The organism is Streptomyces sp. NBC_00448 (assembly GCF_036014115.1).
Taxonomy (GTDB): Bacteria; Actinomycetota; Actinomycetes; order Streptomycetales; family Streptomycetaceae; genus Actinacidiphila.
In genome coordinates, this window is record NZ_CP107913.1 from 597,928 (window position 1) to 618,326 (window position 20,399).

15 protein-coding genes are annotated in these 20,399 nt (G+C 72.0%); 3 read left to right on the forward strand and 12 right to left on the reverse strand.

Annotated elements, in window-relative coordinates; all coding sequences use genetic code 11:
- Positions 1 to 74: 74 nt before the first annotated feature.
- From OG370_RS02720 to OG370_RS02750, 7 genes are all read right to left on the reverse strand, one after another.
- Positions 75 to 1,841, reverse strand: coding sequence for a glycoside hydrolase family 36 protein (locus tag OG370_RS02720; protein ID WP_328460162.1), 1,767 nt, complete (start codon positions 1,839 to 1,841; stop codon positions 75 to 77).
- A 62-nt stretch (positions 1,842 to 1,903) separates the two neighbouring features.
- Positions 1,904 to 2,821, reverse strand: a complete 918-nt coding sequence (locus OG370_RS02725) for a carbohydrate ABC transporter permease (protein ID WP_328460164.1) — start codon at positions 2,819 to 2,821, stop codon at positions 1,904 to 1,906.
- Positions 2,818 to 3,732: a carbohydrate ABC transporter permease gene (locus OG370_RS02730; protein ID WP_328460166.1), complete on the reverse strand. Its 915-nt coding sequence runs from the start codon at positions 3,730 to 3,732 to the stop codon at positions 2,818 to 2,820. Before OG370_RS02730 ends, OG370_RS02725 begins: the two co-directional genes overlap by 4 nt.
- Positions 3,729 to 5,114 carry an ABC transporter substrate-binding protein gene (locus tag OG370_RS02735; protein WP_328460168.1) on the reverse strand — a complete coding sequence of 462 codons (1,386 nt, stop codon included), beginning with the start codon at positions 5,112 to 5,114 and terminating at the stop codon, positions 3,729 to 3,731. The genes OG370_RS02730 and OG370_RS02735 overlap by 4 nt, the downstream gene beginning before the upstream one ends.
- A gap of 299 nt (positions 5,115 to 5,413) precedes the next feature.
- Positions 5,414 to 6,589, reverse strand: a complete 1,176-nt coding sequence (locus OG370_RS02740; protein ID WP_328460170.1) for an aminotransferase class V-fold PLP-dependent enzyme — start codon at positions 6,587 to 6,589, stop codon at positions 5,414 to 5,416.
- Between the two features lie 127 nt (positions 6,590 to 6,716).
- A complete protein-coding gene (locus OG370_RS02745; protein WP_328460172.1) occupies positions 6,717 to 8,375 on the reverse strand; it encodes a glycoside hydrolase family 27 protein in 1,659 nt (552 codons plus the stop codon).
- A 133-nt stretch (positions 8,376 to 8,508) separates the two neighbouring features.
- Positions 8,509 to 10,869 (reverse strand): M9 family metallopeptidase, encoded by a 2,361-nt coding sequence (locus tag OG370_RS02750; protein WP_328460174.1) that lies wholly within the window; start codon positions 10,867 to 10,869, stop codon positions 8,509 to 8,511.
- A 204-nt stretch (positions 10,870 to 11,073) separates the two neighbouring features.
- On the opposite strand from OG370_RS02750, the gene OG370_RS02755 reads away from it, so the two are divergent.
- From OG370_RS02755 to OG370_RS02765, 3 genes are all read left to right on the forward strand, one after another.
- Positions 11,074 to 12,117, forward strand: coding sequence for a proline racemase family protein (locus OG370_RS02755; protein WP_328460176.1), 1,044 nt, complete (start codon positions 11,074 to 11,076; stop codon positions 12,115 to 12,117).
- On the forward strand, positions 12,114 to 13,064 hold the full coding sequence (locus OG370_RS02760) for an ornithine cyclodeaminase family protein (RefSeq protein ID WP_328460178.1): 951 nt from the start codon (positions 12,114 to 12,116) through the stop codon (positions 13,062 to 13,064). The genes OG370_RS02755 and OG370_RS02760 overlap by 4 nt, the downstream gene beginning before the upstream one ends.
- Before the next feature lie 71 nt (positions 13,065 to 13,135).
- Positions 13,136 to 14,581 carry an aminopeptidase P family protein gene (locus tag OG370_RS02765; RefSeq protein ID WP_443060838.1) on the forward strand — a complete coding sequence of 482 codons (1,446 nt, stop codon included), beginning with the start codon at positions 13,136 to 13,138 and terminating at the stop codon, positions 14,579 to 14,581.
- A 57-nt stretch (positions 14,582 to 14,638) separates the two neighbouring features.
- On the opposite strand, the gene OG370_RS02770 is transcribed toward OG370_RS02765, so the two are convergent.
- The 5 genes from OG370_RS02770 to OG370_RS02790 all read right to left on the reverse strand — a co-directional run bounded on the left by OG370_RS02770 (position 14,639) and on the right by OG370_RS02790 (position 20,388).
- A complete protein-coding gene (locus OG370_RS02770) occupies positions 14,639 to 15,997 on the reverse strand; it encodes an aminopeptidase P family protein (RefSeq protein WP_443060839.1) in 1,359 nt (452 codons plus the stop codon).
- A 251-nt stretch (positions 15,998 to 16,248) separates the two neighbouring features.
- Complete coding sequence (locus OG370_RS02775) at positions 16,249 to 17,277, reverse strand: ABC transporter ATP-binding protein (protein ID WP_328460182.1); 1,029 nt, start codon at positions 17,275 to 17,277, stop codon at positions 16,249 to 16,251.
- Entirely contained in the window at positions 17,274 to 18,404 is a 1,131-nt protein-coding gene (locus OG370_RS02780) for an ABC transporter ATP-binding protein (protein ID WP_328460184.1), read from the reverse strand. The genes OG370_RS02775 and OG370_RS02780 overlap by 4 nt, the downstream gene beginning before the upstream one ends.
- Before the next feature lie 2 nt (positions 18,405 to 18,406).
- The gene (locus tag OG370_RS02785) at positions 18,407 to 19,393 is read right to left on the reverse strand and encodes an ABC transporter permease (RefSeq protein ID WP_328460186.1); all 987 of its coding nucleotides are present in this window, start codon (positions 19,391 to 19,393) and stop codon (positions 18,407 to 18,409) included.
- Positions 19,390 to 20,388: an ABC transporter permease gene (locus OG370_RS02790; RefSeq protein WP_328460188.1), complete on the reverse strand. Its 999-nt coding sequence runs from the start codon at positions 20,386 to 20,388 to the stop codon at positions 19,390 to 19,392. The genes OG370_RS02785 and OG370_RS02790 overlap by 4 nt, the downstream gene beginning before the upstream one ends.
- Positions 20,389 to 20,399 lie beyond the last annotated feature (11 nt).

Consider the following 20,399-nt stretch of genomic DNA (forward strand, 5'->3'; position numbering starts at 1 on the left):
CCTCTCGTCGTGGTGCCGCGTGCCGGCCGCCCCGCCCACCGAGGTGACCGTGGTGACCGGCACGCGGGTTCGGCTCAGCGGTCGAGTGTCAGAAGACCGCCGCGCGGAACGCTGACCTTGATGCTCTCCCCGCACTCCCCGGACAGTGCGATCGCGCCCTGCCACACGGTACGTCCCGAGGCGTCGGCCACGCGTGCGGCCCCCGTGCCGGTGCCTGCGGTGAGGACGACGACGGGATCAGCGTCGGCGTTGGCGATCAGCAGCCTGCGCCAGTCCCCGTCGACCGCGACCGGCAGCGCCGCGTACCGGGCCACCGCCGCGACTGTGCCCAGGTCCGCCCGGACGAGCGGGTAGCCGAGGTCGGGCCGGGCCGGCCGCAGGGTGCCGAGCTGCAGCACCTCGTGGTGCTCCCGCATGACCCGCAGCCAGAAGGCGAGCGCGTCGCGCTGCCCCTCGGTGAGCGTCCGCAGGTCGACGGAGATCTGCGGGACGGCGAAGAGCACGTTGATCAGGTGGCAGGCGACCTGCTCGGGCGGCTCGGCGGGGTGCCACATCAGCATGTCGGAGTGCACCGCGAGCGGTCCTGACACCAGCCGGGTGTCGATGGTGTGCTGCCGGTTCTCGCCGGGGCTGAGAGGGCAGTCCACCGCGCGGATCATCGTGGTGTACGGCCACAGACCAGGCGAGACGTACGGCTGGCGGGTCTCGATCATCGCCCCTGGCGTGGCGGCCGTGATCCGACGGCGGATCTCGGCGAGCAGCGCGCTCACCCCCTCGTCGACCGTCGCGCAGTCCGCCTGCGGACCGGGGGCGGGTGCGTCGGGAACGTGGAACCGGTCGACGAAGTCGAGCTTGAGGCCGTCCATTCCCCACTCCTCGACAGCACACGCGACGCGGCCGGTCAGGTAGGCCCGCACGTCGGGGTAGCGTGGATCGACCACGATCGCGTCGAGGTGGTCCAGGCGGTCCAGGACGTACGGCTGGAACCGGTCCCAGACCGGGCTCTGGCGGCCGACGAACGGCAACGCGTACCAGAGCATGTACGCCAGGCCGAGCCGGTGCACGGCCTCGACGTGCGCGGCGGTGTCGGGCAGCGACACCGGGTCCCAGGCCCCGCAGTGGCCGTAGCCGCGGGTGCGGTCGGCGGTCATCCACCCGTCGTCGACGATCAGGACCTCCATGCCGAGCGGCCCGGCGAGCGCCGCCTGCTCCTCCAGGCGCTGCGGGGAGAGTTCCTGGTGCATCGAGTACCAGGTGGAGTAGGCCGGGCGCCGGGCCGCGTCGGGCACGATCACCTCGTCGGGCAGCAACTCCTCCCACCAGCAGGTCAACTCCCGCAGGCAGGTACCGAAGTGGCGGCGCGAGGTGTCGATGCGAACCGTCAGCGGTCCGTCCGCGCGCAGCCAGAACCGGAACTCCCCGGTCTCCTCCACGACGCCGCCGCCGGCTTCCACGTCGGTGCGGTCGGCCGCGAAGCAGCACAGTCCGGTGTCGCCGGTGCCCACCAGAGCGGCGATCGGGGCGCCACGGGACAGGTCGATGCGCTGCGGCGCCGACCACGAGGCGGGCAGCCAGCCGCCCGCGCCGTTGCCGTACGGGGTCCAGAAGGCGGTGGCGTCCACGCAGGGCAGCCGCCACTCCAGGCGCACCGGCCCCACCTCGGAGCCCTCCGGAACGACCGTCACCTCCGTGACTCCTTCGGACAGTTCGCTGACGCCGGCGTTGCCGGCGACGAGCAGGTCGACGCCGCTCGCGGGCATCGCCTCCAGCCGGGGGCGTGCCGGGCCCGAACGGGCGTAGGGCTCCCAGACTTCCTGTACTTCGGTCCGTGCTTCGGTCATGGAACGTGCACTGCCTTTCGTGAGTCGCGCCGGTTCGCCGGAGGTCGGGGTGGGGCGGGGGTTCAGCCCTTGGTGGCTCCGGCCAGCAGGCCGGCGATGAACTGCCGTTGCAGCACGAGGAAGAGGATCATCATCGGCACGGTGGACAGCGCGGTGCCGGCGACGATCGCGCCGTAGTCGGTGTTGCTCTCCACTCCGTGCAGCGTGGCCAGCGCCACCGGCAGGGTGTAGTGCTGCGGGTCGCGCAGGGTGATCAGCGGCCAGACGAACTGGTTCCACGAGCCCAGGAAGAGGAAGACGCTCAGGGCCGCCAGCACCGGACGCATCACCGGTATCACCACGCTGACCAGCACACGCAGCTCGCCCGCGCCGTCCACCCGTGCCGCGTCGAGGAGTTCGTCGGGCAGCGAGCTGAGTGCCTGCCGCATCAGGAAGATCGCGAACGGCACGCACAGGCCGGGCAGCACGATCGACGCGTAGCTGTCGATGAGGTGGAACCTCATCATCATCTGGAACAGCGGCACCAAGGTGACCTGGTCCGGCACGACGAGCGTGGACAGCAGCAGCGCGAAGAGCAGACTGCGGCCGCGGAAGCGGAACTTGGCGAACGCGTAGCCCGCGAGCAGCGCGATCACCAGGGCGCCCACGGTCTGCAGGCCGGCCAGCAGCAGGGAGTTGCCGAGCACCCTGAGCAGGCCGATCTTCTCCTGGAGGTCCCGCAGGTTCTGGATCAGGTGCCCCGCGGGCAGCAGCTTCGGCGGCCACGCGTAGATGTCGCTGTCCGCCTGCGTGGAGGTCACCAGCAGCCAGTAGAAGGGGCCGACGGACAGACCGGTCACGGCGGCCAGTACCAGGGTGAGGGTCCACCCGCCCCGGCGGGCCTTCCGGACGGGACCCTCCGAGGAGCCCGGCTTCCGGGGACCGGCACTCTGGTCGCTGCCTTGACGGTGGGCCCCGTCGGCGTGGTTCACGATGGTCATTCCCGCTCTCCCATCAGCCGCATCTGCACCGCACCCAGCAGCACCACGAGCACGGTGAGCCCGTAGGCGATGGCGGAGGCGTAGCCGAAGTCGAAGTAGTGAAAGGCGTTCTGGTACAGGTACATCGACACCGTGAGGGTCGCGTTGTCCGGGCCCCCCTGTGTCAACACGTAGGGCTCGTCGAACAGTTGAAGCGTGCCGATGGTGGACAGGACGACGGTGAAGAGCAGGATCGGCCGCAGCGAGGGAAGCGTGACCGACCAGAAGCGGCGAAGCGGGCCCGCGCCGTCGACCATCGCGGCCTCGTGCAGGTCGCGCGGGATGCCCTGCAACCCGGCCAGGTAGATGACGGCGTTGTAACCGGTGTAGTGCCAGGTCAACACGAGGACCACCGCGATCCTCGCCCAGAACGGCTGCCCCAGCCAGTCGACCTTGGGCAGGCCGATCGAGTGCAGCACCCAGTTCAGCGCGCCCTGGTCGGTGTTGAGCAGGAACGAGAACATCACACCGGTCGCGACCAGCCCGGTCACCGCCGGCATGAAGACGCCCAGCCGCCACACGGCACGCATCCTGACCAGCGCGGAGTTGATGCCGAGTGCGAGGAGCAGCGCGAGCCCGAGCATCAGCGGCACCTGGACGGCGAGGATCTCCCCGGTGTTCCGCAGGGCCGTCCAGAACAGCGGATCGTGCAGCATCCGGCGGTAGTTGGCCCAGCCGGCGTCGTGCGAGGCCGACCCCGTGCCGGTGGTGAAGGAGATCCGCAGCGAGTCGAGGATCGGATACGCCTTGAAGACCGCGAAGGTGATCAGCGCGGGGGCGAGCAGCAGGTAGGGGAGGGCGTGGCGGCGGGCCGTCCCCGGCCTTGGGCGGCGCGGTACGGCCGACGCGCCGCGCGCGGCGGTGAACGTCATGCGATCCGCCGCCCGCTCTGCTGGGCCAACTGCTGTGCGGCGCTGTGCAGCACGGTCGCCGGGTCGCCGCCCTTCAGGAACATCTTGACCTGCGCGTCACTGGCGAGCTTGAGCGCCCGCGCGTAGTCGCCGGAGTAGTTGGTGGCGTCGGCGCCCTCGCCGAGCAGCCCGGTGAAGGTCCGGAGTACCGGCTGGCCGCCGTAGTACGGGTCCGGCTGGGCGTACATCGGGTCGGAGTACGCGGCGGTGAGCGCCGGGAAGACGCCGCCGGCGCGGAACATCCTGTTCATGGAGTCCGGCCGGGTGAGGGCGAACTCGACGAACGCGAACGCCGCCCGGCGCCGCTTGCTGGACGCGGCGACCGCCAGGTGCGTGGAGTTGACGATGGCGGCCCGCTTGCCTCCCGGCGTGACCGCCGGCGGCCGGGTCAGCCGCCACTGCCCCTTCTGCTTCGGGAACTCCGTCTCCAGGTAGTGCGCCGCCCAGGCGGGCAGCGGCGACACGGCGACCTTGTCGGCCTTGACGAGATTGGACCAGCCGTGGTCCCCCGAGGCATCGCCGACCAGTCCGGCGTCGTTGAGTTCCTTGATCACGGTGAGGGCCTTGACGGCCTGCGGCGAGCCGAGTGTGACCCGGCCCTGGAGGTCGAAGTAGAAGGCACCCTGGAGTTGCATCAGCGACTGCAGGAAGTCGCAGTCGGGGGCCGTGGTGGCCGACTTGTCGATGCCGATCAGGTAGCAGCCGGGGTTGGCGTGCCGGAACCGTCCCGCGGAGGCGATCACGTCGTCCCAGGTGCGGTACGCGGTCGGGTCGATGCCGGCCCGGTCGAAGAGGTCCTTGCGGTAGTAGAAGCCGAGCGGGTTGACCTCCCACGGCATGGCGTACACGTGCCCGTTCTTGCCGCTCACGACCGGCCACAGCCCGCTCGCGAAGGCCCCCTTGTACCGGTCGGCGCCGAGCGCGGACAGGTCCGCCAGCCCGCCGGGGAACTTCTCCAGGTAGCCGGGCAGGTAGTCGCACCCGATGTGCAGCACGTCGGCGAGCCCCTGCCCGCCGGACGCCAGCCCGACGGTGATCTTGTCCCATATCGCCGGGTTGCCGACGTCCACCACGTCGACGGTGATGTCGGGATGGGCCTTCTCGAAGGCCGGGACCACGCTTCTGAGCGCGGTGGCCGCCGTGGTCCAGGACCACACGGTGACCTTGCCGGTAGCCGCGTCGCCGCCCTGCCCGCCGCCGCTCGAACTGCCGCAGGCGGACAGTGCGGCGCCCGCGGCCAGGGCGAGGGCGGCTCCGGAGGACCCGCGCAGCAGAGCCCGGCGGGACGGGTGGCGGAGCGCTGGGCGGGCCGGCCCGCCTGACAGGGGAGAGGATTCGGACACGAGTACGCCTCCTGGCGATGAGGGTGGGTGACGGTGCTGAGGAGGTCCGGCAGGGGCAGCGCCGGCCGGACGATGTCCATGGGCGGGGAAAGCAGCGGGAGTCGAGCGAGGAGAGCGCTGCCGCGTGTGGCGCGCGGGCGCGGTGGGCGGCCGGGCCTGGGCCCGGAGGTACGGAGCCGGGCTCGGGGGCGGCGTCGGTCCGGCGCGGGCGCGGAACTTCGGGCCGACCGGGAGCGGCTGTCGTACCGGGCCGCCTTCGTCCCCGGCCGGGCGGCCGGGCGGCCGCGGGGTGCGGACGGTCAGGCGGGGGCCCGCCGTACGTCCCGCAGCACGGAGGCCAGCAGGTGTGCGGCCTCAACGCCGGTGCTGGCGTGCGGTGACAGCCGGACCCAGCCGCCCCGCAGGGTCGTGGTGAGCCCGGCGTCCAGCAGGCGGCCGTGCAGAGCCCCGGGGTCACCGGGCATCCGGAACCGCGCGATGGCGCTGCGTAGTTCGGGCCGCGGGCCGCCGCGGTCGCAGGCGCAGCCCTGCGACCGGGCGGTGTCGAGCAGCAACTCCAGTGCCGTCGTGGCCCGTTCGAAGATCCGCTGGACGCCGAAGCGCAGCGCCAGCGAGATCCCCGTGCCCAGCGCGGCGACGGCCGGGCCGTCGGGATTGGTGAACGTGTGGGCGGCGGCGCCCGCCAGCGGCGGCTTGGGATGGTCGAAGCCTTCCAGCGGGTCCCGCACCCCCGACCAGCCACCGAGTCCGGGCTCCAGCATCCCCGCGACCCGGTCCCTTACCAGCAGCAGCGCCGCGCCCCAGCCGGCGCGCAGCCACTTCTGCCCGCCGCCGGCCAGTATGTCGGCCGCCTCGGCCTCGATCGGCACCGCGCCGACGGCCTGGACCGCGTCCACCACGAGCACCCGGTGCGGGCCGATCACCTCCTTGATGGCGCCGAGCGGCGCCCGGAAGCCGGTGACCGAGTCCACCGCGCTCACGCACACCGCCCGCACGCCGGGATGCAGCCGGGCCCGTACCGCGTGCGCGGTCGGCGGACCGTCGAGCCGGCGCACCGCGAGCCCGCCGCGTGGGGCGGCCCGCAGCCACGGGTACAGCGCCGCGGGGAAGTCCCGGCGACACACGAGCACCTCGCCTGGGCCGCGCAGCGCGTACGCGGCGGCGAACAGCCCGTGCGAGGTGGAACCGACGAACGCCACCTCGTGCTCCGCCGCGTGCAGCAGCCGCGCCGCGGCGCGCCGGGCGGCGTCCGCCTCGGCGTCCAGTGCCCGCAGGGCGGGCAGCCCCTCGGTGTGGATCGCCCGCGCGGCGCGCTCGACGGTCGCCGCCACGCCTGCCGAGACGGGCCCGAACCGTGCGAAGTCCAGATAGCCGATCGGCTCCCTGAACTCCCGGAGGTAGGCCGCCTCCTGGCCGGCAAGGCCGTCGGCGCCGGCCGGGCTCCTGGTGACAGGAGAGGGGATTTGATCGTTCAAACTTCTCACCTGTCGTCTCGATCAGGCACGATTGCTCCTGGAGGTTCTCTGCTTTGAACGTTCATTCAGGTCGTTCAGGTCAACAAGGTGGGCTGCGCCCGGTTGAGTCCCCGCCAACCGGCGAGGGTCACCGCGAGCCGGCCGCGGCCTGCGGCGTGAGGCGGTAGAGCGCGACGCCGTGCGCGGGCACCGAGGCGCTGAGGGGGCCGGTGACGTCCTGGGTCGCGCCGGTCCACAACTCCTTGGCGGAGTAGTCCGATCCGGTCAGACCCAGATCCGCCAGGCTGGTGGAGACGGTCGCGATGTCGTCCGGGTCCTGGTTGAGCAGCAGCACCGCGGTGTCACCGTCGGCCAGTTGCCGCTTCAGCACCACCGGCGCGGTGCTGGACGAGGGCGGCGGTCCGACCAGGGTGGCGGCCTTGCCGAGCGGGTCCTGGTCGAGGGCGACGACGTCCGCGTTCTCGTAGATGTCCAGACTTGCGGAGCTGACACCCGTGGTCCAGGTGTATCCGTCACGGCTGACCTGCGAGTCGGCCGTGCTGCGGAAGTCCGCGCCGGAGATCAGCGGGGCGGCCGTCATCGACAGGACGGACATCTCGGTCCGCGACTCGGTGTCGGTGAACGGCTTGTGGCACGGGCACGAGTCGTTCACGCCGTAGATCCCGTACGGGTCGATCCACCCGGCGAACATCATGTCCATGTCGTTCCAGCCGCCGGGCGCCGCGTTCGGCCCGTACCGCAGGGCGGTCTGCAACTGGCCGTTGTAGAGCACGCCGTCCAGCTCGCTGTCGCGGTCGCCTCCGATCCGGCACAGGTTCGCGACCCGGCCGCACCACACGCCGGTCGGGGCGTAGCCCGGCGCGTCGTGCTCCGGGGTGCCCGCCGCGACGATCACCGGGTCGGTCCTCGCCGGGTCGTTCGGGTCCTCCAGGTACGGGACGCCGGTGTGCACCGGCTGGGCGGACACGCTCAGCGTCACCCGGGGGCGGCCCTGCGCGGACGACGCGGCGTCGAGCGCCTTCTGGAAGGTCTGCACCCGGGCGTACATCGACCGGGTGAGCTCCTTGCCCTCGCCCTGCGTACCGTAGTCGTACCCGTCGGGTCCGGAGATCGGCGGGCCGTACGGGCAGTCGTCGTACTTGACGAAGTCCACGCCCCACGACACGAAGTCGTCGGCGTCGGTCGTCTCGTGGCCGAGGCTCCCGGGGTGGCCCTGGCAGGTGGTGTACGTGTCGGTGCCGTACAGGCCCAGCTTCATGTTCTTGCTGTGCGCGTACGAGGCGAGGTAGGCGATGCCGTTGACGGTCTGCCCGTTCACGGTCCGGTCCGGGAACCGGGTGGGATCGGGGACCAGGTGCCCGGACGTGGGGTCGAGGCCGGTGCCGTCGGTGCCGCTGACCGGATTGCCGGCGGTGTCGTACAACTGCATCGCGCCGTAGGAGTTCTTGACCAGGTCGGTGCTCTGGGCGCTGCGGTGGCCGAGCGACCAGCCGTCGTCGATCGTGACGGTGTCGTACCCGGCTGCCGTCAGGCCGGACGAGGACATGAAGTCGATGGTCTGGACGATCTCCTGCTCGTCGACCTGGGTGCCGAGGATGTTCCAGGAGTTCCAGCCCATCGGCGGGGTCAGGGCCTGGCCGTTGTCGAGAGCCGCGGCCGGGGTCGCGCCCGGCCCGGCCACGGCCGCGAGGCCGAGACCGGAGGCTGCGAGGGCGAAGGCGAGCAGGGCGTGGAGAGTGCGGGGCCTGCGTGGCCGGCGCGGGTCACCTGAACTGCGTGATCGCATAGGTGTGTCTCCTTGGGGGGATGGGGGGGCACGCCGCGCGATGTGCCCGCGCGGGGCGGCGTGCGCCGCGGCCACGGCCGACCTGAGTCGACCGCGGCCGCGGCTCAGCCAGGGACCGTCAGTGCGGGAGACGTCAGTAGGAGGTGGTGACGGTGACTCCGCTGAAGTCGGTCACCGCGTAGAGGCTGAGGTACCGGTAGCCCGCGTCGGTGTTGGTGACGGTGATGCTCTCGGTGTTGTCGGGGTTGGTGGACTTCTCGGTGAAGGTGGACGGGCCGGCCCAGTTCGCCGGGTCGTAGTAGAGGTCGGCGTTGCCGGTGCCGCCGCTGGTGGTGACCTTCAAGGTGGTGGTGCCGGCCGGCAGGTAGATCCAGAAGTAGTCGGTGTCACCCGCCACCCGGGACTGGTCGGAGCGGTAGCAGTTCTGGTTCATCGCCTGGGTGTTGGTGTCGGTGCAGGCCGTGGCCGTGCCGCCGCCGCTGTTGCCGCCGCCGGCCAGGGTGGTGAGCCAGGCGTCGAAGTCGGCGTCGTAGCTGGTGCCGATGGTGTTGTAGACGGCGTAGGCGCCCTGGTAGTCGCCGGTGCGCATCTTGGCCAGCATGTCCTGGATCTGGTCCGGGTGCTTCTCGGTCATGTACCGGACCGCGAGGTAGCCCCAGGGGTAGGTGCGGGTCTCGTCGTCGATGGCGTAGGTGTTCTGGAAGAGCTGGCTGAGCTTGTAGGTGTGCTTGGCCGCCTCGGTCAGCGCGCCGTCGTCGGTGAGGTTGCGGTAGGTGTAGGAGACGTACTCCGCCTGGCCCTCGATCCACCACACGTCGGGGACGGTGGTCTGGGTGCCGAAGTCGCCCTTCATGTCGTAGATGGACTGCTGGATGTGCGCGAACTCGTGGTTGAGGTTCCAGGCGTTGGCGGTGAAGCCGTTGTCGGTCGGCTCCTGGTAGAGGATGGAGTAGGCGACGTTGTTCGGGTCGGTCGGCGTGCCGGTCAGCGTCTCGCCGCCGTTGTCGGTGTCGTTGCCGAAGATCGCCCACGAGTAGGTGGTGTAGTCGGCCCTGCTGCCGAAGATGACCATCTTCACGTTGAAGTACTCACCGGGGATCGGCGTGGTGGTCTTGACCTGGTTCTGGTAGAAGGCGACCTCGTTCGACAGGCTCGTGCAGACGTCGGACTGCTCGGTCGCCGTGAGCGCCTGCGCCATGATGGTGAAGTTGCTGCAGGAGTTGTCGATCGGCAGCGCGGCCGCGGTGAGCTGCTGCGTCAGGTCGCAGACCCCGTAGTAGGAGCACTGGCCCGCGTCGTCGAGGTTGGCCTGGTAGGCGACGTGCACCCACAGGTTGTCGGTGGCCCCGGTGATGGAGGAACCGTCCAGCAGTCCCTTGACGAGCGGGCGGACCTTGCTCTGCAGGGCGGGTATCTGGAGGAAGTTGGCCAGGTCGTTGCCCGCGTTCGAGTCGAGGACGTCGTTGTCCCCGCCGAGCAGGTCGCGGTGGGCGAGGGTGAAGGTGGAGAGGGTGTCGGCGATGCCCGGGTTCGCGGTGATCGCGGTGACGAAGTCCGTGATCCACGGGCCGCGCCACAGCGGGGTGTAGATCGCGTTCAGCGCCTGGTCCATCTCCGGCACGGCGTCCCAGGTGCTGCTGTCGTAGGCGCTCAGGTACCGGGCGTAGACGTCCAGGTAGTCGGCCTGCGCCTGCGCGCTGTCGGTGAGGACGAACGCCTCCGCCAGCACGCTGCCGTTGCCCGCGCTGACGTCGTTCGCGTGGGAGTTGGCGAACAGGGCGTTGAACCCGCTCTCGATGGCGCTGCGCAGCGAGGAGTCGTACGTACCGACGTCCGCGGGGTCTCCGTACTGCACGTAGTAGCCGGCTTGCATGAAGTACATCAGCTCGAACAGGCCGCCGGAGTCGTCACCGGTGTAGGAGGAGGCCGCGTCGGCGACGCCGTTCGCCACCGCGAGCATCTGGTTCTGGTTGAAGACCGCCTTCGCGTCGGAGCCGGTCAGGCTGAACAGCGGGTTGATGCAGGCGACCCAGTCCACCGTCTTGATGTACGACACCAGGTCGCTTCCGGAGCGGCCCGAGAAGTCCGACGTGGTGCACGACGTGACGGCGGCGGGCCGAGCGGCACCGGCCGCGTTGCGTGCCGCGTGTCCTGACAGGCGCGGCTTGGACGGTTTCGCCGAACCCAGGGCAACCGGCTCCCCGCGCAGTTTCGCGGGCACCGGCTTGGCGCGGGTGACGGTGGCTTGGGACCGACCGGTCTCGGGCCCGGTCGGCGTGGCTTTTCCGTGCTGCCTGGCGGCCTGCACGGCCGCGACGGTCGGCGACACGCCCGATGAGGGTGCATGCCTGCTGGTGGTGCTGGATGACGCCGCGGCGGCCCGGGCGGCGCCGGGTGCCACCGCTGCGGCCTGAGTGGTCATCAGGCCGGTGACGAGCCCTCCGGCCGCCAGACCGGCGGCCAGGATTCTGGGCAGTAGTGAACGACAGTGCATCGCATCTCCAGTGGGGGGAACTGAGGGAACGCTGTCCGATGTGGCCGGCAGCGGTATGTAACATTGCACTGGGGTGAAGCCATGGGCAATGCTCGCGGACCCAGCACTGTCCCCGGCCGACCCATAACACCGGCGCGCGCACCGGCCGGCGCGCGGGGACACCGGGCGCACAGGTCGGCGATGCCTGACAGGAGTGAGTGGCGGATGACGAGGACGCGGCCGATCGAGACGATCGACTGGCACACCGGCGGCGAACCGTTCCGGATCGTCGAGGACAGCCCGGAAGCGGTGACCGGCCACGGGCTGACCGTCGCCGAGCGCCGGGTCGTCGCTACGGCGAGCGAGGAGACGCAGTGGCTGCGGGCGCTGCTGTGCCGCGAACCCCGCGGCCACGCCGACATGTACGGCGGGTTCCTCGTTCCGCCCGACGACGACGGCGCCCACCTGGGTGTCCTCTTCTGGCACAACGACGGGTTCTCCACCGCGTGCGGGCACGGCACGATCGCGCTGGGCTCGTGGGCGGTCGCCTCCGGCCGGGTCCCGGCACCCGCCGACGGCACGACCGACGTCGTGATCGACGTCCCCTCCGGGCGCGTCACGGCGAGCGTCCGGACCGCCGAAGGCCAGGTCCAGGACGCCACGTTCACCAACGTGCCCGCGTACGTCCACGCCCACGGCGTCGAGGTGCCGACCTCCCGCGGGAAGGTCACCGTCGACATCGCCGACGGCGGCGCGATGTACGCCGTGCTGCCGGCCGAGTCCGTCGGCCTGCGCGTCCGGCCGCGGGACGTCACCGAACTCATCGCCGTCGGACGGGAGATCCGCGACGCGCTGAACGCCGCCGGCGCCGCCGAACACCCCCTCGATCCCCGGCGATCCGGGATCTACGGGACCATCCTCACCGAGGAGACCGGGCCCACCGAGGAGCGCGCCGACGGCAGCCGGCTGGTACGGCAGCGCAACATCACGGTGTTCGCGGACGGCCAGGTCGACCGTTCCCCGTGCGGTTCCGGCACGTCGGCGAGGGTCGCGGTGCTCGCGAGCACCGGACAGCTGCGCCCCGGCGACGAGTTGCGGCACGAGTCCGTGGTGGGCTCGGTGTTCCACGCCCGGATCACCGAGCAGACCTCGGCCCACGGAATCCCGGCGGTCGTCACGGCGGTGACGGGCACCGCGCACGCGGTCGGCACGTGCCGGTTCACCGTGGACCCCCGCGACGCCCTGCTGCCCGGGTTCGTGCTGCGATGACCGAACTCCTCGACGCCGAACAGGTCTTCGCGCTCGGCCCGGTGGGCGCCGTCCGGACCATCCGCGACGCGCTCGCCGCGGGCCTCGACCCGGAGAGCGACATCCCGCGGGCCATCGCGCCGCTGACCCACGGGCAAGGGCTGTTCATGCCGTCGGAGGCCGACGGCTGGTTCGGGGTGAAGGTCGCGACCGTCGCCCCGGGCAACGCCGCCCTCGGCCTGGACCGCATCAACGCGACCTACCTGCTGCACGACAGCCGGACCCTGCGGCCCGCCGCGATCCTCGACGGCGTCGCGCTGACGACGCTGCGCACCCCGGCGGTCTCGGTCGCCGGCGGCCTCGACCGGCTGCGCGAGCTCGCCGGGAGCGCCGCTGACGGGCTGCGGCTCGTGGTCTTCGGCGCGGGGCCGCAGGCCGAGTGGCACGTGCGGACGATCCGGGCGCACGCACCGGTCACCGACGTCACGGCGGTCACCCGGCGCGGCGGCACGCCCTTGGCCTGGGCGGACCGCCATCTGACCGCGGACGACGCGGCCGTGGCCGGTCACCTCCGCGCCGCGGATGTCATCGTCACCGCGACCTCCGCCCGCACGCCGGTCCTCGACGGCCGTCTCGTCCGCGACATGGCGCTCGTGCTGGCCGTCGGCTCCCACGAGCCGTCGGTGCGCGAACTCGACGGCACGCTCATGGCACGTGCCACGGTCGTCGTCGACAGCCGGGCGAGCGCGCTGCGGGAGGCCGGCGACGTGATCCAGGCGGTCGCGGAGGGCGCGCTCGACCCGGACGCGCTGGTCACGATGGCCGACCTGGTCCGCTCGCGAGCGGCTCCGCCCGGCGACCGCCCGACCGTGGTCAAGACCTGCGGGATGGGGTGGCAGGACCTGGTGGTCGCCGTCGCGGCGTACCGGCGGGCGGGGGCATCGCGGCCGGGAGCACGGGCGGAGTGACATCCCTCTGTTTCTATACCATGTGAAATGGTACCGTCGCCCTCATGAGGGGTTCCCGACGGACGGAGCAGATGGTGGGGCGAGACGACATGCAGCCGCGCGAGGGCGCGAGCCACGACCGCGCGGTACCGCCGACATTGGCGGAGTGCTTCACGCAAGGGTGGGCGAAGGAGGTGCCCGCGGTGACGGTCCTGCCCGGCGCGGCCTACGCGGCCGACCGTCGCGCGCGGCTGTCCGCGCGGTTCCCCGGCGAGCGGATCGTGGTCCCGGCCGGCGGCCTGAAGGTCCGCAGCAACGACTTCGACTACACCTTCCGGCCGCACTCCGCCTTCCTCCACCTGACCGCCGAGCAGGGCGCCACCGCCGTCCCGGACAGCGTCCTCGTCCTCGAACCGACGGGCACGGGTCACGAGGCCACCGTCTTCACCCGGCCGCGCTCGCCGCGTGACGGCGGGCCGTACGGCACCGAGTTCTACCGCGACCGCAGGTACGGCGAGTTCTGGGTCGGCCGGCGCCGCACCCTGGCGGAGACCTCCGACGCCCTCGGCCTCACGGCCCTCCCCCGCGACGACCTCGCACGCGCCCTCACCCCGCGCGTGCCGACCCGGGTGGTACGCGGCCTGGACCCGGTGGTCGACGCGGCGGCACCCCCGGCCGCCGAGGCCGAGGCCGAACTCCTCGCCTACCTGTCGGAGTCGCGGCTGGTCAAGGACGCGTGGGAGGTCGAGCAGATGCGCGCGGCCGTGGGGCACACGGTGGCCGCGTTCCAGGACGTGGCGGGCGAACTGCCCACGGCCATGCGGCTGCCGCGCGGCGAGCGTTGGATCGAGGGCACCTTCAACCGGCGGGCCCGGCTGGAGGGTTACGGCCTCGGCTTCGAGACCATCGCGGCGGCCGGCGCGCACGCGTGCGTCCTGCACTGGATGCGCAACGACGGTCCCGTACGCGACGGCGAACTGCTCCTGCTGGACGCCGGCGTGGAGGCCGACACCTGCTACACCGGCGACGTGACCCGCACCCTGCCGGTCGGCGGGCGCTTCACCGACGCCCAGCGGCAGGTCTACGACCTGGTGTACGCGGCGCAGTCCGCGGGCATCGCCGCGCTGCGGCCCGGCGCGCGGTTCGGGGACTTCCACGACGCCGCGGCGCGCGTCATCACCGAGGGCCTGGACGCATGGGGCCTGCGCCCGGGCGGCGCCGGCCCGCACGACTCCTCCCTCTACGGCCGCTACACCGTCTGCGGCTCCGGGCACATGCTCGGCCTGGACTGCCACGACTGCGCCGACGCCCGCCGCAACGCCTACCTGGACGGCGTCCTGGAGCCGGGCCACGTCCTCACCGTCGAGCCCGGCCTGTACTTCCAGCCCGACGACCTGACGATCCCGGCACACCTGCGCGGCATCGGGATGCGCATCGAAGACGACTTCCTCATCACCGCGGACGGCGCCGAGTGGCTGTCCTCGGCGCTGCCGCGGGCGGCGGACGACGTCGAAGCGTGGGTGACCGACGCACGCTGAATCCCGCTCGGTCCGGGAAGCCGGGTGTGCGGCCGCCACGGCGGCCGCACACCCATGTCAGCCGCGCAGGCCGGCCATCCACGCCTCCACCTCGTCGGCGGACCGCGGCAGACCCGCCGACATGTTCTCGTTGCCGTCCGCGGTGACCAGGATGTCGTCCTCGATCCGCACGCCTGTCCCCCGGTACTCCTGGGGCACCGTCAGGTCGTCGGGCTGGAAGTACAGGCCGGGCTCCACCGTGAGCACCATCCCGGGCTCCAGCGTGCCGTCCACGTACGCGTCGGTGGGGGCCAGCGCGCAGTCGTGGACGTCCAGGCCGAGCATGTGGCCGGTGCCGGCCAGCGTCCAGCGCCGGTGCAGGCCGAGCGTGAAGACCTCCTCCACCGACCGGTTGCCGAGCAGGCCCCAGTCCACCAGGTGCTCCGCCAGCGTGCGCTGCGCGGCCGTGTGGAAGTCCGCGAACTTCGCGCCGGGCCTGACCGCCGCGATCCCGGCCTCCTGGGCGGCGAACACCGCGTCGTAGACCTTGCGCTGGATCGCGGTGAAGCGCCCGCTGACCGGTAGCGTGCGGGTGACGTCCGCGGTGTAGAAGTGGTTGGTCTCCACCCCCGCGTCCAGCAGGAGCAGGTCGCCGGGCTCGGCGCAGCCGGTGTTGCGCACCCAGTGCAAGGTCGTGGCGTGGTCGCCCGCGGCGCAGATGGAGCGGTAGCCGACGTCGTTCCCCTCGATCCGCGCTCGCATGAAGAACGTGCCCTCGATGACCCGCTCCGCCGTGGCCGCGTCGGAGGCCGTCGCGCGCACCACGTCCTCGAAGCCGCGGGCGGTGGCCGCGCAGGCGAGCCGCAGCTCGGCGATCTCGAACTCGTCCTTGACCAGCCGCAGTTCGGAGAGGAAGACGCGCAGCTCCTCGTCCCGCGCGGGGTCCGTCCGGCCGTGCAGGGCCGCTTCGACGCCGGCGTCGTGCCCGCGCAGCACCCGGACCCGTCCCGCGGCCTCCTCCAGGTACGCGGGCAGAGTGCGCACGTCCCGGCAGACCAGGCCGAGCAGTTGCCGGTTCTCCGCCAGGCTGTTGCGCCGACCGTCCCACAACTCGCCGTGCAGGTCGAGCCAGAACTCTCCGTTGCGCCGGTCGGATCGGGGACGGAGGTAGGCGACGGCCAGGTGCCCGCCGCCGGCACGAGGCTCCAGTACGAGTGCTGCGTCCTCGCACCGGTCACCGGTCAGGTGGACGTACTCCGAGGTGGGACGGAAGGAGTAGTCGCTGTCGTTGGAGCGCACCTTCGGGTTCCCGGCGGGGACGACCAGCAACTCGCCCGGGTAGCGCGCCGACAGTGCGGCCCGGCGCCGAGCGCAGTAGGGCGCCTGCTCCGTCGGCGCAAGGTCCCGGGCTTCGGTGTCGGCCCAGCCCTGGGCCATGTGCGCGGCGAGTTCCGGCCCGGGTGCGGGCAGCAGACCGTTCTTCCGCTTGATGCGCTCGCTCGTACCCGCCTGGGCGGCGTCGGGGTTCGCAAAGGTCGGCTGGGTCACCACTGTCTCCTGACCATGGGGGTTGGGGGTGGGCGCCGCCCGGGCGCCGGCTCGCGGCGGCTGGCGCCGTTCCGGCGCCCCAGGTGACATGTGAAATGTTATGCCCGGGTCGATGCCCGCACCCGGCCGGGCTCCGGGAGTCAGCCGGACTCGGGGAAGTGGCAGGCCACTTGACGCGACGGCGATCCCGCCAGCTCCGGGCGCTCCACCCGGCACAGGTCCTGCGCCTTGTGGCAGCGCGGATGGAACGGACAGCCCGGCGGAGGTGCGGCGGGACTCGGCGGATCACCCCGCAACACGATGCGTTCCCTGGCCCGCTCCACCGCCGGGTCCGGCACGGGCACCGCGGACAGCAGCGCTGTGGTGTAGGGATGCGCGGGGTCGCCGTACACCCTGGCCCGGTCGCCGATCTCCACGATCCGCCCCAGGTACATCACCGCCACCCGGTCGCACACGCGCTTGACCACCGACAGGTCGTGGGCCACGAAGACGTAGGCCAGGCCGAGTTCGGACTGCAGCCGTTCGAGCAGGTTGATGATCTGGGCCTGAACCGAGACATCGAGTGCCGAGACCGGCTCGTCGGCCACGATCAGCCGCGGCTGCGTGGCCAGCGCACGTGCGATCCCGATCCGCTGCGCCTGGCCGCCGGAGAACTCGTGCGGATACCGGTCGAGGTGCTCGGGGAGCAGCCCGACGAGGTCCAGCAGCTCGGCGGCCCTGGCCCGTGCGCGGCCGGCCGTCTCCCCCTGCGCCAGCAGCGGGTCCGCCACCGTGCGGGCCACCGTACGACGCGGGTTGAGCGACGAGTTCGGGTCCTGGAACACCATCTGCGCGTTCCGGCGCAAGGGTCCGAGCTCCCGCGCCCGCAGGTGGCTGATGTCCTGCCCGGCGAAGGCGACCGTACCCGCGGTGGGCTCCAGCAGCCGCACGATCATCCGTCCGGTGGTGGACTTGCCGCAGCCGGATTCGCCGACCAGACCCAGGGTGCGCCCCGCGGCGACGTCGAAGTCGACGCCGTCCACGGCCCGGACCGGAGGCGTCGCCCGGCCGCGCCGGCGTCGGCCGGGGAAGGTCTTGACCAGGCCACGGACCGACAGCAGCGGCACATCGTCCGGCGCGGCCCCTGCCCTCGTCCGGCGTTCGGTCGTCACGGCGGGGGTGTCGGTCATCGGGCGTCCTTGGCGGTGAGGGGCGGGGGGACCGGCGGGCCGGCAACCGGGGGGTCGTCGGGCCCGACGGCGGGCAGGGGCAGGTGGCAGGCGACCTGATGCGAGGTACCGCCGGTGGGCACCGTCCGCGGCGGTGCGGCCGGTCGGGGCCGCTCGCCGGCGCAGCGCTGCCTGTCCGCCTCCCCCGCGCCCGCCGCACGCGAGCAGCGGGCGAGGAACGCGCAGCCCTCCTCGCGCGCGAGCAGGGACGGCGGCGAGCCGGGGATGGTACGCAGCGGTGCGTCATCCGGGTCATCGAGCCGAGGCAGCGAGTCGAGCAACCCGCGGGTGTAGGGATGCGCGGGGGCGGCGAACAGCGTGTCCGCCGAGGTCTGTTCGACCGCGCGGCCCCCGTACATCACCAGGACCTCGTGAGCGACGCGGGCGACGACACCCAGGTCGTGGGTGATCATCACCACCCCGAGGCCGCGCTCCTCCTGGATGCGGGCCAGCAGTTCGAGGATCTGGGCCTGCACGGTGACGTCCAGCGCGGTCGTCGGCTCGTCGGCGATGAGCAGGTCGGGCTCGCAGACCAGCGCGATGGCGATCATCACCCGCTGCCGCATACCGCCGGAGAACTGGTGCGGGTACTCCCCCACCCGGCGTGCGGGCTCGGGGATGCCGACCTCGCCGAGCATCTCCACGGCCCGGCGCCGGGCGACGGCCCGCCCCGCCCTGAAGTGCCGCCGGTACCCTTCGGCGATCTGTTCGCCGACGGTGTAGTACGGGTGCAGGCTCGACAGCGGGTCCTGGAAGACCATCGCCATCCGGCGGCCCCGCAGAGCGCTGAGTTCCGCGGACCGAAGCCCCGTCAGCTCCCGGCCGTCGAGCCGCACCGAGCCGGTGACCTCGGCACCCTCATGCAGCCCCATCACGGCGAGCGAGGTGACCGACTTGCCCGAGCCCGACTCTCCGACCAGCCCGAGAGTGCGGCCACGTTCGACCGTGAAGCCGAGGCCGTCCACGGCGCGGACCGTACCGCGCGGCGTCGGGAACGACACGCTCAGATCGTCCACGCGCAGCAGCGGCGTCGGCGCGGCTCCGACGCTGTCGGACAGCACCGTGCCACCAGCGGTTTCCTGACGCATCGTCAGTACCTCACCCTCGGGTCGATGACCGCGTACAGCAGGTCGACGACGAGGTTCGCGCCGACGATGAAGAAGGCCGCCAGCAGCGTCACGCCGAGGATCACCGGCTGGTCCGAGCGGCGCAGCGCGTCGTAGAAGAGCTGGCCGACTCCGGGGATACCGAAGATGCTCTCGGTGATGACCGCGCCGGCCAGCAGGCCGCCCAGGTCCATGCCGAAGATGGTCAGCACGGGCGTCATCGCTGAACGCAGGCCGTGTTTGACGACCACCGTGCGCTCCGGCATGCCCTTGGCCCGTGCGGTCCTGATGTATGGCTGGGTCATCGCCTCGATCATCGAACTGCGGCTCTGCCGGGCGTACATGGCGGCGTACAGCAGCGCCAGCGCGATCCAGGGCAGCAGCAGGTTCGACGCCCAGTGCAGCGGGTCGCCGGTGAGCGACACGTACGACGGGTACGGCAGTATCCCGGCGATCCGCACCACGCCCCAGATCAGCACCATGGCGGTGAAGTAGACGGGCAGCGACGCGGTGGCGACCGCCCCCACCATCAGACCGCGGTCGGTCAGCGTGCCCTTGCGCAGCGCCGCGGTGACGCCCGCGCCGAGTCCGATGACCAGCCACAGCACTGCCGCGCCCACCGCCAGCGACGCGGACACCGGCATCCGGTCGGTGAGCAGGTTCCACACCGGCGTCGAGTTCTCGTAGGAGTAGCCCAGGCAGGGGAAGCCGCAGTGCAGGGCATGCGGGCCGCTGCCCAGGTCGCGGCCGGCGAAGATGCCGGTGAGGTAGTCGGTGAACTGCCGCCACACCGGCTGGTCCAGGCCCATCATGTGGCGTACCAGGGCCTGGCGTTCGGGTGTGCAGGTCTTGCCGCAGGCGGCGGCCGCGGGGTCGGCGGGCAGCAGGTAGAAGATGGTGAAGGTGATCGCGCACACGGCGATGAGGACGAGTGCGGCGCCGGCCAGCCGCCGGATCACGTACAGCGTCATGACCGCCCTCCCCGTGGGTCGAGGATGTCGCGCAGTGCGTCGCCGAGGACGGTGAAGGCGAGCACGGCGAGGAAGAGGAAAGCACTGGGGATCACGAAGAACATGGGGTCGGTGTCGTAGTACGTGACGGCCTCGGAGATCATCTGGCCCCAGGAGGAGGTCGGCGGCCGCACGCCGACGCCGAGGAAGCTGAGCGCCGCCTCGGTGCTGATCATTCCGGGGACCAGCAGCGTGGTGTAGGCGATGACCGGGCCCGAGACGTTGGGCAGGATCTCCCGGGTCAGGATGCGCAGGGCGCTGGAGCCGCCCACGGTGGCCGCGTCGACGTACTCGTGGTGCCGCAGCGACAGGGTCTCCCCGCGGACCACGCGGGCGATGCCCGGCCAGCCGAAGAGCCCGATGACGGCGGTCATCAGCGCGACGCGGTTGATGTCCTGAGCCACCGACATCATCGCGATCATGAAGATCAGCGAGGGGAAGGACATGGTCAGGTCCATGGCCCGGCTCAGCAGGGTGTCCACGCGTCCGCCGAAGTAGCCGGCGCTGATGCCGGCCGTGGTGCCGACCACCACGACGATCGCGGTGGCGGCGAACGCGATCAGCAGCGAGACCTGCGCGCCATAGACGACCCGGGCGAACAGGTCGCGGCCGGTCACGGGTTCGACGCCCAGCCAGTGGGTGCTGCCCATGCCGCCGAACGAGCCCCGGGGCATGCCGCCGAGGTAGGGGTCGATCGCGTTCTCGTCGAAGGTGTCGGGCGACCAGCCGCCCAGCCGGGCCAGCAGCGGTGCGGCCGCGGCGACCGCGACCAGCAGGACCACCACGGCCAGCGCGGCGCACGCGGCCCGGTCCCGGCGCAGTTGGCGCCAGGCCCGCTGCCAGGGACCGACGGTCCCGGCCGCCACGGACGAATCGTCGGGCCGTGCCCGCCCGGGAGGTTGTTTCCTCAGACGCCCGGCCAACCGCAGCCGGGGGGCCTTCACAGGTGTGCTCATGGTGGTGGCGC

Coding starts and splice junctions, on each gene's coding strand:
- OG370_RS02775 (WP_328460182.1), bottom strand. CDS start 17,277: ATGACCGACACCCCCGCCGTGACGACCGAACGCCGGACGAGGGCAGGG.
- OG370_RS02790 (WP_328460188.1), bottom strand. CDS start 20,388: ATGAGCACACCTGTGAAGGCCCCCCGGCTGCGGTTGGCCGGGCGTCTG.
- OG370_RS02765 (WP_443060838.1), top strand. CDS start 13,136: ATGGTGGGGCGAGACGACATGCAGCCGCGCGAGGGCGCGAGCCACGAC.
- OG370_RS02750 (WP_328460174.1), bottom strand. CDS start 10,869: ATGCACTGTCGTTCACTACTGCCCAGAATCCTGGCCGCCGGTCTGGCG.
- OG370_RS02785 (WP_328460186.1), bottom strand. CDS start 19,393: ATGACGCTGTACGTGATCCGGCGGCTGGCCGGCGCCGCACTCGTCCTC.
- OG370_RS02745 (WP_328460172.1), bottom strand. CDS start 8,375: ATGCGATCACGCAGTTCAGGTGACCCGCGCCGGCCACGCAGGCCCCGC.
- OG370_RS02730 (WP_328460166.1), bottom strand. CDS start 3,732: ATGACGTTCACCGCCGCGCGCGGCGCGTCGGCCGTACCGCGCCGCCCA.
- OG370_RS02780 (WP_328460184.1), bottom strand. CDS start 18,404: ATGCGTCAGGAAACCGCTGGTGGCACGGTGCTGTCCGACAGCGTCGGA.
- OG370_RS02725 (WP_328460164.1), bottom strand. CDS start 2,821: ATGACCATCGTGAACCACGCCGACGGGGCCCACCGTCAAGGCAGCGAC.
- OG370_RS02755 (WP_328460176.1), top strand. CDS start 11,074: ATGACGAGGACGCGGCCGATCGAGACGATCGACTGGCACACCGGCGGC.
- OG370_RS02770 (WP_443060839.1), bottom strand. CDS start 15,997: ATGGCCCAGGGCTGGGCCGACACCGAAGCCCGGGACCTTGCGCCGACG.
- OG370_RS02760 (WP_328460178.1), top strand. CDS start 12,114: ATGACCGAACTCCTCGACGCCGAACAGGTCTTCGCGCTCGGCCCGGTG.
- OG370_RS02720 (WP_328460162.1), bottom strand. CDS start 1,841: ATGACCGAAGCACGGACCGAAGTACAGGAAGTCTGGGAGCCCTACGCC.